This window comes from Methanosarcina sp. DH1 (assembly GCF_020804205.1).
GTDB lineage: Archaea > Halobacteriota > Methanosarcinia > Methanosarcinales > Methanosarcinaceae > Methanosarcina > Methanosarcina vacuolata.
In genome coordinates, this window is the sequence record NZ_WJBJ01000018.1 from 83,863 (window position 1) to 101,483 (window position 17,621).

Sequence of the window (17,621 nt, forward strand, 5' to 3'; positions counted from 1 at the left end):
GAAAATGCCCTCAAAAGATCTACTTTTCGGGACCGCAGGAATCCCGAGAAGCACAAAAGGAACAGGCAGTGTCTCAGGAATCAAAAGGATCCGGGAACTTGGCCTTGACTGTATGGAGCTTGAATTTGTTCAGGGAGTGCGCATGAGCGAAAAAGGGGCAAAAAACGTCCTGGAAGCTGCAAATAACGAAGAAGTGGCCCTGAGCGTCCATGCCCCGTATTACATCAACCTGAATTCTTGTGAAGAGGAAAAATTAAAAGCCAGCCTGGAAAGGATTTACAATGCCGCAAAAATAGGTAACCTCTGCGGAGCTGAATCAATCGTACTGCATGCCGGATTTTATCAGAAAAGTACCAAAAAACACACCTTTGAGAGCATATCAAAAGCTCTAAAAGAACTTACCGGACAATTCCAGGATGAAGGAATCCCTGCAGTCCTGCGGCCTGAAACGATGGGCAAGCGTACGCAATTTGGAACGCTTGAAGAAGTGCTTGCGCTAAGTGCAGAGATCGAAGGGGTCATGCCCTGCCTTGATTTTTGCCATCTGCATGCAAGGGAAGGTAAAGAAAATTCTTACCCCGAGTTTATGGAAATTCTATCAAAAGTAGAGGAAAGCCTTGGAAAGGAGGGGCTTTCGAACATGCATATGCATGTCTCAGGAGTTGAGTACGGCACGAGCGGAGAAAAAAGGCATCTGACTCTGAAAGAATCCGACTTAAATTATCCCGAGCTTCTGAAGGCCTTAAAAGAATTCAAAGCCAGAGGAAGGGTCATACTTGAGAGTCCTATTCTTGAAGAAGACGCACTTATGTTGAGGATGCTTTATAACGAAATATAATTTTGATTTTAATTTTAATTTTATTACTACGGGAGCGCAGAGGGTCACGAATACCCTATCCTTCAGGTTGGGGATGAAGTGAACCCTCGCCTCTTCGTTTTCTCTTTAAATATCTAAACCATAGTTTCCTTTTATATAGATAGTAAATCGGATAAGGAAACCGAGGTAAAAATTTCAATCACTTATGTTAAGGAAACCTTGTTAAAGGATACTTAATTATCTGTCTCCAAGTAACCGGGCGGGCGGTCCGAAGCATACCCCATCCTTTTGGGTGGGGTGGCCGCCCGCAATTTGATTTTATAGTTCTTTAAATTTACCTGGACACCCATAGCTCAAAAAAGTGTATCTGAGATTTCAGATAAGACTATCTAATATAGTTCTTATTTTTTTGCTTAAGCTTTTTAGAAAAATAGCTGCAGGTAAAAGAGATTAATATGTGCGTGGCATTGCAAGCACATATTATTCGAGATACTGTTAAGGACGTATTCTAAGCAAATCCGATTAAGCAAATCCGATTGATAAAGCAATTCCTGTATTTTATTGAATGCCGCTCCAACTGTATTGCTTACCGCTATATTGGCGCTTACCCTTTTTAGCCTCGCGCTTTGCTAAATACGTTGCCTTGTATTTTATCACTATGTAAACTCCAGCCAGGCCCACAAGAATGTAGACCAGCCGCGAGAGAATTGACTTTTTTCCAAATATAGCCGCTACCAGATTAAAGTTCAGGAGCCCTACAAGACCCCAGTTAAGAGCCCCGATTATCGTTAGCAGCTTAGCCGGAATGTATAGGGTATTATCCATAATCATTCTATGCATTTTACGCATCTTTATCAAACCTCCCCGCTGAAATAGAGTATTCACAAAGGACAGATCATCTTTTTCTGACTTTTTTCTGACCTGGAAAAAACTCCAGGCTTTTGGATGATCAATCACTTGCTCTCATAAACAATGTTGGAGATAAGATGTTATGAATCTATTCCTTAACCTGGATATCGAGTGTAAAAAATGAATTTCTATATACTCATCGATTGAAGCGTACTTAATAAGGAATAGTAAAGCTGTAGGATTAACCTCAAATAACGTGAATACATTAGAAACCATCTTAAACCGAGAATCATTTGTCCATTTGTCACATAATGTCACAAACACATTGCAGCCTGATTCTGTTCCTTCTGGTTAAAGCATATTTACATGCTTTCGCTTATTTCACTTCACGATTCTTACGATGGTGTTGGGTAAGTCAGGAGGATTACTCCTCCTTTCTCCCCTAAGAACCGTACGTGAAAGTTTCCCTTCATACGGCTCGAGTGTTTTCAAACCCTTTCTGTATCAGGCATCAGTTATTTTGCATAACTGATTTTGTGATTCTGGATAACAGCCCATTAACATTACTGTCTGTAAGCCTCTCACCTACTGGTGTCTTTGAGTATCTTACATTCGTGAGTTTGTTTCCGTTCACACAAGAAAACACCTTCAGTAAGTCAGCATCTTTTCAGAGTAGGGCAAAGTTTGAACCCCTATTCAATCCATTACAGATTGACATTCGCTTTTTACTGAATCCTCTACCCTCAACGCCATCGTCATCCCTCACAGGAATCCTACCCATAATGGGAGCATTTAGGGCTTACCAAGTTCTATAGCATGAATAATTGTGGATTCCTTAGGAGCCATCTATAAGCCGAGAACCGTTTGTCCATTCCCTGTAGCGTAAGTGAAGCCACCACAGTCTGATTCCGTACCTTTTGGTTCAAGCGCGAGTCCAGTTTCGCTTGTCGAACGTAACGACTCTTACAATGGTTCAATTTTACATTCTCCATAGAATCCTTATTCTAGCAAATATTCTGAATTGGACTTTCAGAGGTCTTCACATTGTCCCAGGAGCTTTGTACCCCATCATTACTGATGACGCACATCCAGGTAGAATTACCCCGAATGGAAGAGGTAGCGTTTCTGCAATTCATGATATAGCTTCTTGTCGCACTCACTTTACGTTCCTTATAGTATCTTGACCCTAACAATTATCAAAGCCAGGTTCCTTGAGTTCTTTATATTGCCATATGAGTTTCACACGCAAACATTACCAATTGTGAATGTCACAGTCTGATTGCCTCAAATGGAAAAGGTAGCGCGTATGACGCAATTCGCAGCGTATCTTCTTGCCGCACTTGCGGAAAGTTAAACAAAATAAAAAAGCTCATTGAGTGGAAATTGAGGGATTCCCATTCAATTTGAATAGGATACCCTTTTTTAGATAACCTACTATCAAAACATGAAACTTTCTGTCTATTTGAACCTGAGGGATTATAATTTCCTAAGATTTATATGCAATTACCCCAATTCTCTGATACATTTCAGGAACCATTATGCTTAGCTACAGGCTTACCTTATCCATGAGCTCCCACCTATGGTTTCTGTTACGAAAAAAGTTTACTAAAATAGCTTGCCTTTATAAAAAATTTATTAACTTAATTATTTAATACGGTGTTTTACAAGCCTTAAACCTTAATTTAATGATAATTATTTCAGGATGGATCGGAAAATGGGCAGGGATACTGGAAAAGCTTTAGGAGGCCCGGCAATAGCCTTGGTGGGCATTGGAGCAATAATAGATATCATTTTATTTTACTTCATGTTCAAGTTTGCTGATGAGGAAAACTTGTTTATGGTTCTCTTAACCGCAGCGTTAATAGGAATTATCGCACTGGGGATTGCAAAAGGTCTTGTTTCCCTTTCCAGGCGCAACTATGAAAAATAACTGAATGAATGAGTAACTTTGAAGATTTAGATAAAATACGACTAAATGGTAACTGAGTAATTTTAGATAACGGCTAAGCACTAACAGAAGCACTAACATAAACACAAACATAAACACTAACAGAAGCATTAACATAAACACTAACTAATGAGAACAAACGATATCCTGGAAGTAAAAAATTACTATTCCAGTTTAATTTGTTCCCATTAATCTCTATTCTTTCTTTACTCAAGATCAATTTAAACTATAAAAAAATCTTTTTTCAAAATTTTTTGAATTTACTGAAGATACCCGGCAGACCGTTGGGAAGTACATTCCAGGCATAATTACAAACTTTCTTTTAATAGTACTCATTTTAATCTCTTTATTCTTGTTTTTCAAGTTTCTTGCGGAATTATTTTAAAATAATATGACGGTCAATATGTTACCTCAGTTTAGCATTTACAATTTACTCTACTACTCATATTTGCTACTCATACTATTAATCTACCTGGTTTTTTCAGGCTGAACTGTCAGTTTTTCAAATAGAGAAACAAACAGAAAGTCTGGATTCCAGGGAAACAAATTTCAGTCACAGATTTACACTTATAACAAGAACGAAACGGGAGGAGTTTACTCATGCAATTGAAGCTAGAACATTTTAGCATAAAAATAGGGCAGCACAAGGTATTACTAAATATTGCCGATGCCAAAGAACTGGGGGTTAATCCGGGGGACAGGGTCCGTATTCGCGGGCATGAAAGCCTTTCCGCAATTGCGGATACAACAGATGATATGGTTCCTCCAGGCACGCTGGGTGTTTTTTCCGAGGTATATGAACACTTTGTGACTTGGGATAAGCCGGTCGAAGTTGTTCCGGCATTCCGTTCAAAATCAGCGTCCGTGATCAAGAAAATGATGGATAAAAGACCTGTTGCGCAGGATGAGATTAAAACACTCGTAAACGATATCGTAGAAGAAAATCTCAGTGAGATCGAACTCTCGGCTTTTATAACATCTTCTTATATTCACGGAATGACCGATGACGAGGTTGAATGGCTTACCAGGGCTATGATTGAGAGTGGAGACACAATTGAATTTGACACTCACCCTATAATGGACAAACATTCTATAGGAGGAGTGCCTGGAAACAAGATTTCTCTCCTTGTTGTGCCTATTATCGCTGCAAACGGACTTCTTATTCCAAAGACAAGTTCCAGGGCGATTACAGGAGCAGGCGGAACTGCTGACCTTATGGAAGTGCTCTGTCCGGTAGAGTTCAGTTCTCAAGAAGTAAAAGAGATAACCGAAAAAGTCGGGGGTGCACTTGTCTGGGGTGGAGCCACAAACATAGCACCTGCCGATGACAAGCTCATAAGGGTTGAATACCCCCTCTCCATTGACCCTTACTACCAGATGCTTGCCTCGATTATGGCAAAAAAAGGAGCTATCGGAGCAGACAATGTGGTAATGGACATTCCGGTCGGGCCAAGCACAAAAGTTCCAACTGTTCAGGAAGGACAAAAACTTGCGAGAGACCTGATTAACCTCGGGCACAGGCTTGGAATGAACGTTGAATGCGCAATTACCTATGGTTCCTCTCCAATTGGAAGAAAAGTAGGGCCCGCGCTGGAAGTCAGGGAAGCCCTGAAAGTGCTGGAAAGTATGGAAGGCCCTAACAGCCTTATTGAAAAGAGTGCCGCTCTTGCGGGTATCCTGCTTGAGATGGGAGGTGCGGCTCCAAGGGACCGTGGAAAGGAAGTTGCACTGGAAACACTCAGGAGCGGGAAAGCTCTTGAGAAGATGAAACAGATTATTGAGGCCCAGGGTGGAGATCCGAAGATTACCTCGGCTGACATCCAGGTAGGGCAATATACTGCCGACATTCTCGCTTCTGCGGACGGATATGTAATCGAGTTTGACAATAAGTGGATAATTGAAATTGCCAGGCTTGCAGGAGCTCCTAATGATAAAGGAGCCGGGGTCGCGATTCACAAGAAAATGGGAGAATCCGTTAAGAAGGGAGACCCTATCCTTACAATTTATGCTGAAAAAGAATTCAAACTAGATACCGCATTGACAACGGCCCAGAGGACAAACCCGATAGTTGTTGAGGGCATGCTTCTTAAGAGAATTCCTGGAATCTACGGGTTCCAGTAATCTTCTCTTCTTTTTTTCAGTGAAACCCTTTAATACCTTGCAGGGTTTTAGCACGAGCATGAAAAGAATTGTTTTGCTGCGTCTGGGGCACCGCCCTGAAAGGGATAAAAGAATCACAACTCACGTAGGCTTAACTGCCCGGTTGCTCGGTGCAGAAGGTATGCTCCTTGCCTCGAATGACCCCGGAATAGTAAAAACTCTTGAAGACGTTGTCAGTCGTTGGGGCGGAAATTTCTATATTAAAAATAATGTCAATTACAAGCAGGAAATCAAGGAATGGAAAACTGCCGGTGGAAAAGTCTGCCATCTTTCAATGTATGGGGTCAATCTGCCCGATATTACGGGCGAGCTTAAAAGCTGTGAGAATCTTATGATCGTGGTAGGTGCAGAAAAGGTGCCTCCGGAAATTTATCAGCTTGCGGACTGGAATGTTGCAGTTGGAAGCCAGCCCCATTCCGAGGTTGCAGCAGTCGCAATTACTCTGGACAGGATTGCAGACGGCGAGCCACTTGAAAGAGAGTTTCCCAATGCTGAGCTGACAATTGTACCAGCAGAAAGGGGTAAACAGGTTATAGAAAATCACAAAGATTAAGTTTATTCCCCTTTAACTTTTCTTCGCAGTCTGTGTCTTCTATTTTTCAGGATCTTTTATTTTTTTCATGACCTTACTTTTGGCCTGGGTTTTTAATTTTCAGATTTTTATCTTTTTATATTTTAATGAAGATTTCCATCTTCATTGAGAATCTTCAGGAGTTCAATGATCGAATACGAAGCCCGGGTAATTCCCATGCTGCGCTTGTCAGTATCGGTGCCCGCTACATAGAGGTTCTGAACCGGGGTTCGAATATTTGCGAACTTTCCGTTAATTGCGACTGCAGCCTTTTCTGGAATCATTGTTTGTTCGTGCTGCATATCGATATATTTCTCGATTTCTGGATGGGCACGGAAAATTGTATCATAGGCTTTTTTTATCTCCTGCTCTTCACTTTTATTTTCGTCGATTACGAAGGAAAAGCCTATAAGCTGCTTATCCTTTGGGGCTAGAGAAGGATCATAGTTACTTATAGGAGTTGCCCAGTAGGCGAAATCCTTGAACCAGATCTCTGAGCCTGTATAATTAAAATTGGGAAACTCTTTTTCCAGTCCAAGCCAGATGGTCAGGCTTTTACTGTGGACAATTTCCTTGAGGTCTTTAACATACTCTGTGGGAAGATCCTTTATCATCAGGGGAATCTCGGTTGCAAAACCTGTGTAGATGACAAGGTCAGACAAATAAATTTCATCGGCTTCCACGCCTGAAACCTTTCCGTCCTGTACAAGAATGGCTTTAACCTCACATTCCGTTTTGATCTCAACAGTTTCGGGAAGGGAATAAATGATGGCGTTGAGAATGGCTTTTAACCCCTTTCTGGGATAACCCTGGGAGTTGTTTACATCATTTGTTGCAAGCCTTTCCAGGGATGTAAACGGCTGAGTAACCCTGGTCATTCTTGCATGAAGAGAAGCATGGAGATGATACGGAAGGATGGAGGCAAGGATAGATTCTGTGGACTGGGATTTTTTCGATTCCAGTTTCCCTATCATGGCATCAAATTGTTCCTGGGTAATGCTGTCTCTGACAAAATTGCTGCCATACAGGATACGTTTAGCTGAGGTCTCTTTCATAGATTTCCCAGAAAGAGAAATTGACATTGTGTCCACAAAATCATAGGTATCCTTTGAAAGGCTCTTTGGCAGAAAATCATAAACTGCTCGGTCTGAGAGGTCTATGCCAAATGAGGAAAGGGTAAAGGCTTTGGTGAGAGTCTGAGAGAGTATAAGCCTGTCTTTTCTCGGAAGTATGTCAAAAGTCACGAAATCTTTCAGGTTTGAAGGAACTTTGACAAAAGCATTTTCAGTCCGAATGTAGTAATGCCCATAGTCCTCAAATACAGGCAAAAAATCAAAGTAATTATCCATTAACCTCTTCAGAGGTCCTTCATTCAAGTGGGTGATTGCGTGTACCCCTGTATCTACCTGATAGCCATCTACCATGTAGCTATTGCAATTTCCTCCAATATGCTGATTTTTCTCAAGAACAAGAACTTTTTTTCCGTGTTTGGAAAGCGTTAGAGCTGCTAAAAGCCCGCTTATGCCTGCCCCGACAACAACTGCGTCATACTTTTTCATTTCCAAAACGACCTCTCTTTTTACGACCTATATTTTTTCCGTGAGGCAAGTTTCTAGCCAATGTAACTGTTTTAATTGTTACGACTCAAAACTTGATCATAATTTTAGACTTTCTCCTTCGAATTTTAACTTTGTGGAGCTCCTTTAATTAACAAAAATTTGTACAGGGGCACAGATATATCTCTAAATAAATCTCTGATAACCAGATAATATTTTTATTTATTATGACTATTTGTGAGAAAAGTATTAAATATAAGTTACAGATTGGGTAGAATATCTACAAACAGACCAGTTCCTCCTGCTGTATTCAGGTTATCACTCATATATTCCATTAAGTACTTTCCAGGATCTCTTGTTATTATCATATTTTTACTCTGAACCTATCCAAAAAGCTCATTTACTCTGAACTTATTCCAAAAAAGCTTGCATTCAATAATGCGGAATCGATTATATCCAGCATCAATATCCAGTATCATAAAACCTGTGTTCTATCTTTCTATTATCTATCTTTCTATTATTGAAAAGCCGCTTGTAGTTATTCTCAGTAGTTCTACCGAAGCTGTGCCAGGATTATGAGGGTCAGGGAGACTGTTGAGCCTCCGGTAACAGAAGAGGAAATTAAAATTATGTCTGAGGGAAGAGCTAGCTGGAGTGTTTGAGAAAGCCGAATTAAACATGTAGAAGGTGTGCTTGAGATTGGCGACCGCCGCGTTGATTCCCTTATGACGCATCGAAATGACCTTATTGCACTTGACCCTGAAGATCAGACCTATGAAAATTTATGGAAGATGATCAAAAGCGGTTAATCCAGCTTTCCGGCATACGAAGGGATCTAAATAACATTGTGGAATGATCTCCGTAAGAAAAGTCCTGGAGAAATCCGTGAAAAGCGGTAATGTTAATCTCAAAGGACTTGTTACAAAACCGCTCTTTGTACCTGAAAGTGCCTAAGTCCTGAAGCTTCTCGAGTAGTTCAAGGAAAACGGAGGCATATTGCTTTTATAATGCACATTCCGAACAACTGCCAATTTGGGATAATCATTAATGGCTCTTCTCGGTTCTGTGCGAATATCCTCATGATGTCATCATAAAAATCAATGCGATTTTGGATTGAAAATTATCTTAATCCATGGGGAACGACGAAGAGCCATAAAATGGACTTAAATAATAATAAACATAAACATCATAAAAACGAAAGGCTAAAACATCATGTAAATTAAAAAAGGAACTAAACAAACTGTCTCAAAACGATATTTGATTCTACAAATAGGATAATATACTGTACTTTAAGGTAAATACATACCTGAATTTCAGAGTAATTTTCGATCTGAATTAAAGTCAACAATTCCAATTATCCAATTGTAGAAATGGGTCGATTTTTGAAACAACATGAAAGAGAATTTCGATAAATCATAAGTGATATTGGGAAATATATAATTACCAAAATAAAGTACTCGAAATTCTCCTCTTGTTTTTATTAAACTTGAATCATGACAGGATTTTTAAAAGGTTTATTTTTATTTCATGCGCAATCTTGGTCGCAGATGACTATGCAGTCGGTAGAGAAGTCTTTTGCGAAATCGTCATCGTCACAGTTTTCACATTCGGAACAGTTTTTACAGCACTCAGCACAGTTTTCACATTCGGAACAGTTTTCACAGCACTCAGCACAGTTTTCACATTCGGAACAGTTTTTACAGCACTCAGCACAGTTTTCACATTCGGAACAGTTTTTACAGCACTCAGCACAGTTTTCACATTCAGAGCAGTTTTTACAGCACTCAGCACAGTTTTCACATTCGGAACAGTTTTTACAGCACTCACCATTGCAACTCTGGCCACAAACATCTGCACATTCGTCACAGCAGTTTCCTTCACATTCTGCGCTGTTACAGTTGCCATTGGATGAGATATATTGATAATTATAATCAGTAGAGTCGGCAGTGGATTTAGTAGCTGGACATGCCGAAGCTGCAGAAATTCCTAATATCAACAACATTAATACAACAGAAACAGATGCCGTAATTTTCCATATTGACTTTCTATTATGATTCATTTTTTTCCTCCTTATTCCATTGTAAATAACCACAACAATAATAATAACTGGATAAATTAATATATAAACATACTTTCTTATTTATACTTTTATAAAACTCAAAAATGGAATTTAAAGCTTTATAACTCTTCATTTTAGTACATGAAAGAGTATAATGTTGTAGATTGTGCGTATCTATACTTTTTATTAATTAAAAACCAAATAGAGGTCTTTCTGGAGAGTCTTATCTCCTAAAAAGTTAATATAGTTCACCATATTCAAAAAAACCGGTAGGATACTATTTTTTTTACACATGCATGTGTTATTAAGACCACGTACCCTTTTTAAAGCTATAATTGTCTTTTTTTAGTTAAAAGGTGGCATAATAGCTGCAATATGTGTCTCTTTATTATATTGTCCGTTTATTTTACTTGGAGTCCGTGTAAAGTAAAGCCTTACTCACGCCATGTTAAAATAAATTTAAATATTTAGTTGTATAGTCAGATATTTTAACAGGTGACATCAAAACAGTTTTGATTTCTACAATTGGGTGATTTTCTATCTCAATATTCCTCTCGTATACAGAATTCATTAATTTTCATTAATCAAAATAGCTTATTTGCTATATTCTCGCTATAATTCCTCTTTCATTACAGCTCTGATTTCCTCCTCTAGTGTTGAGTCAAGAAATGCAAAAATACACCTGCAAGGGAGGCAGGAATTGCGGAGTCAATATGGACTTTAAAGGAACTGCTGACATCAGGTGTTTTAAAACATCAATCAAATACAAATTGGCCATAGGTACATTTATACATACATTATTTATTTAATGATATAGTTGTAAGTTTTGAGAATTTGACTCCTTTCAAGGCTATTATGGATTCAGCAAGTTCTGCAATATCTTCACCTTTTCCATTGATAAAAATTAGTTCAAAACAATTTTCACGATCAAGGTAAACATGAACTGATGATCTTATCAGGTGAGAATAATTGTGCTGAATATTTGTTAAAATATTTGAAAGCCCTTTTTTTGTGTTGTCATAGATAACCGCAATTGTTCCGATACGATCGCCTTTAACATCATTTATCCATTCATAATGGGAAATATAACTCCTGATAGCATCTCTCATGCCTTCCGAGCGGGAAGAATAACCCCTTTTCTCAACAATCTCATCAAATTTACTCAGAAGGGTGTCTGGAAGAGAGACCCCTATCCTCATAAGTTCAGTTTCTATCATATCACCCACCAGACAGTTTAACTTAAATCATAAATATTACAGTATTTATTGTATGTATTACCATATATGCTTTTTTCACATAGATATTAATATAAAATAGTTATTTTAGTTACAAAATTATGGTTAAAGAACGCTTTAGTAATGGGATAAAACAGGAAAAGGACACTTTAGTAATAGAAAACAGCAGGAAAACGCTTTAGTGGAAAACACTTTAGTGGAAAACGCTTTAGTAATAGAAAACAAGCATAAACTAGATAGCCATTTTTGTATAACAAAGTGATCTTTTTGTAAAGCAAATTGACACAAAAGTACCGATATCTATTTTGGGAGTTAGAAAAGTTGGGACTAACCAAAATTATTTACTTTGATCACACTAATATGGCATTCAAGCTTCAATTACAAAAATTTGGTTTTCATTCTAGTGTCAAGTCAATCAACAAAGATTCAGTGATTACAACTAATTGCAATCGATTTTATACGACATTTTGCGGTTGACTCGACGCTAGGACTTACGCAGTTGAAATGAAAAATCAACAGCATCAGACCGCCAACTGTTTAAAACGTGACTTTAATTCACAGTCTTTGCTGTAATTGATTTTGTTCCTCAAGTGCGTAAGTCCTATTATTCTCCAAATAACACGCATCCATATTTTTTCAATTTTTTGCATTTTCACTTATATTTATAATTTTCAAAACTTCAAATTCCCAGTTAGACTCTATGGTCATATACTTTCTTTCCTGCTACCCAGGTTTCAGAAACAACAGGAGGGTTTTTAGGATCAAGATTACCTTCAAGGACTACAAGATCCGCAACCATACCTTTTTTCAACATACCACGCTCTTTTTCCTGTCCACCGGCGTAAGCGCCCCCTGCGGTATACATCCAGAGCCACTGCTCAAAAGGAAGCACTTGATCTGGAAAGATGACATTGCCTGCTCCATCGCTCATAGTTGATCCCATCACAGAACCCTCAATAGGGTCGCGAGCATCCATAAATCCTCCGGGGTTGTCACTACCTGAGGCCACAGTCACTCCTCCCTTCACAAGATCACCATAGGCATACCACTTTCCATCATCTAACACAATCTGTTTTGTATTTTGCGCCCTGGACAGAAACTGAGGTTGGATACACGCACATCCGTCCATGGCGGCAAGGCGTTTGATCTGAGATGTACTTATGAGGGTTACATGTTCAAGGCGTGGGCGCATTTCAAATCCAGCCGGTGCTCGAGTAACAGCATTTTCAAATGCCGTAAGCACCGCATCGGTTGTTGCATTCCCAAAAGAATGGACACATACTCGGAATCCCTTTTCTGTCGCTGCAAAGAGCATTTCCTCAAAGTCATCCCGGTAGTTACCGCTGTTTATAGTCTGCCCTCCTATTTTCAGAGAAAAGGCTACTGTTTCTGCGGTTGCACCGTCAGCGAATAATTTGACAGGACCTACACGCAGCTTTTCATCACCCACTCCGGTGACTGTCCCATGAAGCCTATAACCCAGCTGATTGTCCAGAACGGTCTCTCCATGTGGCATCATAAGTACCGATACCGGAAGCCGTCCTTCATCGTGAAGCTTTTGATATGCCGCCTCAGCAGCTGGTGTGACGCCGGGGTCGTGGACCGCAGTGATACCGAATTTGAGAAGCTCTTTAGCACGCACTTCTATGAGGTTCGCAAGTGTTCCCGTGTCCGCTTCCATTACCAGGCGGAACACAGGAACCTGTGCATATTCCACAAGCACGCCTGTTGGCATTCCGTTACTTTCCCGAAGAATAATTCCACAACGAGGCTCCGGAGTTGAGCGGGTGATGCCCACAAGTTCCAGCGCCTGGCTGTTTACTACACTCTGATGGAAGGTAGCCTGGATAAGAAGAACCGGCCTGTCGGAGCTAATCTCATCCAGATCGTTTTTCGTCAGGTCGAACCCGCCAATCTTGGCATCGAACCAACCGAAGCCGACAATCCATCCTTTTCCCGGTTTTTTTCGGGCTTGCAGTTGAATTTTCTCCATTACGGATTCCTTTTCAGTCAAGCCTATCAGGTTCACCCAGGTAGGAAAAAAACAACCGAATGAAGATAGGTGGTTATGTGAATCAATGAAAGCAGGAAGTAGAACCCGACCTTTCAGGTCATGAATTTCCGCATCAGGATAAGCTTTAAGGAGACTCCTATCGCCAACGTCTACAATATGACTTTCCTTGATAACTACGGTTTCCACGTATTTTTGCTCGGAGTCCATAGTAAGTATCTGCCCACCCGTGAATGCAATCATCGAATCGTTCTTTGCGTCAATATTATTTTTCATAATAAAGCTCCTAAAAGTCTCATTTTCTACTGTCTACGATTGTTTGGCAGTAGCTGATAAGATTTTATTCCACTATTGCATAGGCGAAGTGTGACAGGTAACATACTGGTCTTTTTTCATTAATTCCCTGAAAATAGATCTTTTTATAATCCTCAGTGGTCACATTGCAAAATTGAGAAAAACCGCTCTGAACAATGAATGTTTCTAACATACCGTCCTTGACGCCGAACTTATAAGGTTCCCCCTGTTGTGCCATGCCTTTTTTAGCATCCATTAGTGCAGTCTGGTCGCATGCCGTACACTGCACGCCGCATATTCCGTTTGTCCTATCAATACTGGATTCATAGACATAATCGAAGATGATTGCACTTCCGACGCCCGAATTCTTTGCGATAAAGCACAACATCTCATCCACGGTTTTTGGTGGAAGGTAGTAGATGAGTCCTTCCATGATAAAGACGGTCTTCTGCAACCTTTCATATCCATGTTCTAACAGCCGATGACTGAAATCTTCGCTCTCAAAATCAACCGAAACATACTCGACGTGATCCGGGAGTGAGCCGAAGATATCTTTGATTTTTTCGATTTTCACGCTTTGAGTTTCAGGATGGTCAATCTCAAAAACCTTAACCTTACCCCTGAGTCCTTCGATTCTGTATGCCCGAGTATCGTACCCTGCACCCAGAATGACAAGCTGTTCAAGCCCTTTATCAATAAACTTTGTTACGAAATCATCAAAATATCTGACTCTTGCTGAAAGTGAGTTGTGTAATCCGGGGAATGGAGTTTTAGAGGGGTCACAAGCTGCCATTTTTAAAAACGTCAAATATTGCTGGCTAAGAAAGCGGACGGCAAATGGGTCATAACAGATACGTTCGCCCTCTGGCTTGAGTGATTCAAGTGCTCTGACGAATGCTACATTCTCGGCTGTAATACTTGATCCTTTTCTCTTTTTGCTAGCCTCAAAAATTCTGTTTTCGGTATTATCCGGTTTTTCCATGAAAATCCAGCCTCTTACATATGTTTATGCTTTTCTTGATCCTAATCTTGGTTATCCCGATTTTATCCAAGTTTTAATCTTTTCCTTCATGGCTGACGGGGATTTACAATATCAATAATACGTTATAGTAATTAAAGTTACTTATTAGTAACTTTAGTGTTTTATTGGTAAGATATATATAAATTGACACCAAAACATGAAAGGGTGATTGTTTGTCAAAGATGCTTCCGGAGTACAGGGAAGAAGCAAAAAAGAGAATTGTTGAAGCAGGGCTGGAGGTAATGTATGAGAAAGGATACTGTAACACTACAATGGAAGATATCGCTCGCCGCCTTGATGTCAGCAAACCGGCCCTCTATCGATACTTTAAAAATAAGGATGAATTAATCATAGAAAGTGCAAATTATCTGCAGGCACAATACCGTGATATAAAAACAGGCTGTAATTCTGACATCTGCCCGGTTGATGCGTGGATAGGAATCTTCGATCAGATAATGTCACCTGATATTAAAATACATGCATTGTATTTTGAAATTCTGGGGATGACAGTACACAAACCTGAGGTCCAGAAAAGATCAATCGAAGGCATGAAACATAGTCTTGACCAGCCAACTCATGAAATTGAAGAACAGCAGCAGAAAGGCCTTATTCCATCCGAAACCGATCCGCGTACCCTTGCAATCGCTCTTGTATCATTGTTTAATGGAATGCGGGTTCTGATCCTTCTTGGCGTTGATTGGAAAGAAGTCCGCTCTCGATGGATCGAAACACTCCAACATTTATTTGGAATTATAAACAAAGGAAAGCAGGCAGAGTGCCCCAGGGATTGTAAAAGATTTGAAGCTTGCAACATTGAACCAAAAGCATGAATGTAATCTTCTCAGGAAAAGTTCCTACTTAAGTATAAGTAGTCCCATTGAAAAACTCCCCTGAAGATATCGCAAATATAATGTCTTATTTGGGTAGAGAGGCTATCTGATGTACTTCCATATTCAATACTTTCACCATTTGCAGATTCAATATTCTTGCCACTCTCATAGTCAGTATCCTTCCCGTCATCAGACTCAGTGTTTTTTCCACCTTCATACTCAGTATCTTTTTCATCGCCCTTCAACTTAACTAACCATGCGTTCCCGTTTTTAACGCCCGCAGCTACATATCCACCATCTGAAGTCTGTTGAACGGAATATAGCGTGCAATTAGAAAATATTTTCATCCACTTCTGATCACCTTCACTGTCTGTCTTAAGTATGAAAGCAGCACCTTCAGTCCCATAGGAACAGAATTCGGTGTACCTACCAGTCAATAAATAGCCATCGTCAGAAGTCACCGAAAGAGAAAACGCAGAATCATCCAGTGGTCCACCAAAGGTCTTGTTCCATTGCTCCTGACCATATTCATCAGTCTTGATAAGCCATACGTCATAATTACTGCTTGTTTCATTTAGATTAACTTCACTGGCAATTACATATCCGCCATTTGGAGCCTGCTTGGCAGAACTTAACAATGGATCTAACGTTTCGGAACTATTCTTTTTACCAAAGGTATTATTCCACTGCTGGATACCATTTATGTCATATTTAGTTAATCTGATATCAGCATCAATTATAAGCAAATCGTATTCACTTCCAACTTCATACTCAACCATATCCCCAACTATGTATCCTCCATCAAAGGTACGTTCAGCTCTATACTGAAGGTAATCTTCGTGAGTAATATTATCAGAAATTTTATCCCACATTTTGTTCCCTTTTTTGTCTGTCTTGATCAGCCAGGGTTCAGCATAACCAGAAGGAAATGTGTAACCTGAGAGCACATAACCGCCATCTGAAGTTTGTCGGGTAAAGTATCCTTCATCAAAATAAGTTCCTCCGTAAGTTTTATTCCACTGCATATTCCCACTTTTATCAACCTTGATAAGCCAGGCGTCCGGATAACCTTCTGTATCTTTGCCGTATGAAGCCGTTGTGCCTGCCACTATATACCCCCCATCTGAGGTCTGTTGAATACACCAGGCACTATCATCACCATTCCCACCAAAAGACCGGTTCCATTGTTCCAAAGGTTCTTCTACAGCTGCTACATTTGATACCTGTAAAAACAGAACTAAAAAAAGAAAAATTTGAAAGATTACACATTCAACAGTTTTAATCACTGTGCCCCCCTCAAAAAACAACTGTAACAGATAAGTCATAACTTTTAAGTAAATATTTAAAGAGTTCTCTCTAAATATGAATGTTGCGGATTATTAATATATTAATATTAAGGGAAAACTTGGGTTTATAGACCTGTTCCAGACCTACGGACCGGGCCATTTTCAGAGCGTTGTCAAAACTGAGTTTTGAGACATGAAACTTAGGCTCCACAACCAAAAACCTGCCATCAAGTTCAAGGTGGAAAGCAATTTAGAAGAGAAAGAATGCAAATCAATGTTATGCATTTTTAAATTTGAGCATACTATTCTAATAGGCTGGTCATATTTGTTTAAAATATACTATATTTAGATAAGCGACTCAGTCCCAAAATCTAGTGATAAAAGTAAGTGTAACATCACTACACAAAATTATAATTCTATAATTATGTAATGATGTTACGGCAAAAACAATGGTAACTATAAACCTTACTCTTAATAACTTTTCGGAGCTCCCTGCTCTCTTAGACGTTTTTGGTTGTTTTGGAAACGATTATGAATATACCACACGAGGAATTTTTCGTAGAAAAATTCCTCCAGTCTGTTCAATTTGTAGTACTCCAATGGTTCATAATGGCTATAATCCTCATACTAAAGAAGGTCTTGGAGAAATCAACATTGGTCGATATAAATGCTCAAATTGTGGTAATACACACGAAGAAGATCATAGTTTTTGGGAAGATCTGAAGACTTTACTTTTTAATTCATTCAATGATTTCTTCCAGTTACTCAGATACCATAACGTTTCATACGATGGAATTTCTGATATAATGGACTTCATCTATCCGAGATCAAAAAGCACTATTTTAAGAGCATTCTACGAAGAAATGGAACAGAAAACTGTTCCATTTTCAGAAAATATACATATGGTGCACTATGACGAACAACATCCAAAAGAAGGAAGATGTCAGAAATACCGTTTAACTTTACTGGATGCAAAAACTCAAA

Annotated in this window: 12 protein-coding genes and 1 pseudogene; 6 read left to right on the forward strand and 7 right to left on the reverse strand. The window is 39.4% G+C overall.

Features of this window, described 5'->3' with window-relative positions:
* The first annotated feature begins 4 nt into the window (after positions 1-4).
* A complete protein-coding gene (locus FXW07_RS08670; protein WP_229395094.1) occupies positions 5-838 on the forward strand; it encodes a deoxyribonuclease IV in 834 nt (277 codons plus the stop codon).
* A 537-nt stretch (positions 839-1,375) separates the two neighbouring features.
* On the opposite strand, the gene FXW07_RS08675 is transcribed toward FXW07_RS08670, so the two are convergent.
* A complete protein-coding gene (locus FXW07_RS08675; RefSeq protein ID WP_229395095.1) occupies positions 1,376-1,666 on the reverse strand; it encodes a DUF378 domain-containing protein in 291 nt (96 codons plus the stop codon).
* A gap of 1,714 nt (positions 1,667-3,380) precedes the next feature.
* Here FXW07_RS08675 and FXW07_RS08680 point away from each other — a divergent pair.
* The 3 genes from FXW07_RS08680 (at position 3,381) to FXW07_RS08690 (ending at position 6,327) form a co-directional block, all read left to right on the forward strand.
* Positions 3,381-3,596, forward strand: a complete 216-nt coding sequence (locus FXW07_RS08680) for a hypothetical protein (protein ID WP_048120213.1) — start codon at positions 3,381-3,383, stop codon at positions 3,594-3,596.
* A gap of 618 nt (positions 3,597-4,214) precedes the next feature.
* A complete protein-coding gene (locus tag FXW07_RS08685) occupies positions 4,215-5,735 on the forward strand; it encodes an AMP phosphorylase (RefSeq protein WP_229395096.1) in 1,521 nt (506 codons plus the stop codon).
* 58 nt (positions 5,736-5,793) lie between these two features.
* The gene (locus FXW07_RS08690) at positions 5,794-6,327 is read left to right on the forward strand and encodes a tRNA (cytidine(56)-2'-O)-methyltransferase (protein WP_229395097.1); all 534 of its coding nucleotides are present in this window, start codon (positions 5,794-5,796) and stop codon (positions 6,325-6,327) included.
* 122 nt (positions 6,328-6,449) lie between these two features.
* On the opposite strand, the gene FXW07_RS08695 is transcribed toward FXW07_RS08690, so the two are convergent.
* From FXW07_RS08695 to FXW07_RS08715, 5 genes are all read right to left on the reverse strand, one after another.
* The gene (locus tag FXW07_RS08695) at positions 6,450-7,904 is read right to left on the reverse strand and encodes an NAD(P)/FAD-dependent oxidoreductase (RefSeq protein ID WP_229395098.1); all 1,455 of its coding nucleotides are present in this window, start codon (positions 7,902-7,904) and stop codon (positions 6,450-6,452) included.
* Positions 7,905-9,452: 1,548 nt separating this feature from the next.
* Entirely contained in the window at positions 9,453-9,806 is a 354-nt protein-coding gene (locus tag FXW07_RS08700; RefSeq protein ID WP_229395099.1) for a hypothetical protein, read from the reverse strand.
* A 951-nt stretch (positions 9,807-10,757) separates the two neighbouring features.
* Positions 10,758-11,174: a nickel-responsive transcriptional regulator NikR gene (gene nikR / locus FXW07_RS08705; RefSeq protein WP_229395147.1), complete on the reverse strand. Its 417-nt coding sequence runs from the start codon at positions 11,172-11,174 to the stop codon at positions 10,758-10,760.
* A gap of 712 nt (positions 11,175-11,886) precedes the next feature.
* The gene (locus FXW07_RS08710; RefSeq protein WP_229395100.1) at positions 11,887-13,482 is read right to left on the reverse strand and encodes an amidohydrolase; all 1,596 of its coding nucleotides are present in this window, start codon (positions 13,480-13,482) and stop codon (positions 11,887-11,889) included.
* A gap of 64 nt (positions 13,483-13,546) precedes the next feature.
* The gene (locus FXW07_RS08715; RefSeq protein WP_229395101.1) at positions 13,547-14,482 is read right to left on the reverse strand and encodes a class I SAM-dependent methyltransferase; all 936 of its coding nucleotides are present in this window, start codon (positions 14,480-14,482) and stop codon (positions 13,547-13,549) included.
* A gap of 221 nt (positions 14,483-14,703) precedes the next feature.
* On the opposite strand from FXW07_RS08715, the gene FXW07_RS08720 reads away from it, so the two are divergent.
* Positions 14,704-15,351, forward strand: a complete 648-nt coding sequence (locus FXW07_RS08720; RefSeq protein WP_229395148.1) for a TetR/AcrR family transcriptional regulator — start codon at positions 14,704-14,706, stop codon at positions 15,349-15,351.
* Between the two features lie 11 nt (positions 15,352-15,362).
* On the opposite strand, the gene FXW07_RS08725 is transcribed toward FXW07_RS08720, so the two are convergent.
* On the reverse strand, positions 15,363-16,637 hold the full coding sequence (locus tag FXW07_RS08725) for a hypothetical protein (RefSeq protein WP_229395102.1): 1,275 nt from the start codon (positions 16,635-16,637) through the stop codon (positions 15,363-15,365).
* A 449-nt stretch (positions 16,638-17,086) separates the two neighbouring features.
* On the opposite strand from FXW07_RS08725, the pseudogene FXW07_RS08730 reads away from it, so the two are divergent.
* Positions 17,087-17,621 (forward strand): annotated as a pseudogene (locus FXW07_RS08730) (ISNCY family transposase); the annotation flags it as partial.

Bases quoted from the DNA above. Each gene is read 5' to 3' on its own strand.
- FXW07_RS08670 (WP_229395094.1), top strand. From the start codon at position 5: ATGCCCTCAAAAGATCTACTTTTCGGGACCGCAGGAATCCCGAGAAGC.
- FXW07_RS08675 (WP_229395095.1), bottom strand. From the start codon at position 1,666: ATGCGTAAAATGCATAGAATGATTATGGATAATACCCTATACATTCCG.
- FXW07_RS08680 (WP_048120213.1), top strand. From the start codon at position 3,381: ATGGGCAGGGATACTGGAAAAGCTTTAGGAGGCCCGGCAATAGCCTTG.
- FXW07_RS08685 (WP_229395096.1), top strand. From the start codon at position 4,215: ATGCAATTGAAGCTAGAACATTTTAGCATAAAAATAGGGCAGCACAAG.
- FXW07_RS08690 (WP_229395097.1), top strand. From the start codon at position 5,794: ATGAAAAGAATTGTTTTGCTGCGTCTGGGGCACCGCCCTGAAAGGGAT.
- FXW07_RS08695 (WP_229395098.1), bottom strand. From the start codon at position 7,904: ATGAAAAAGTATGACGCAGTTGTTGTCGGGGCAGGCATAAGCGGGCTT.
- FXW07_RS08700 (WP_229395099.1), bottom strand. From the start codon at position 9,806: ATGGCAACTGTAACAGCGCAGAATGTGAAGGAAACTGCTGTGACGAAT.
- FXW07_RS08710 (WP_229395100.1), bottom strand. From the start codon at position 13,482: ATGAAAAATAATATTGACGCAAAGAACGATTCGATGATTGCATTCACG.
- FXW07_RS08715 (WP_229395101.1), bottom strand. From the start codon at position 14,482: ATGGAAAAACCGGATAATACCGAAAACAGAATTTTTGAGGCTAGCAAA.
- FXW07_RS08720 (WP_229395148.1), top strand. From the start codon at position 14,704: ATGCTTCCGGAGTACAGGGAAGAAGCAAAAAAGAGAATTGTTGAAGCA.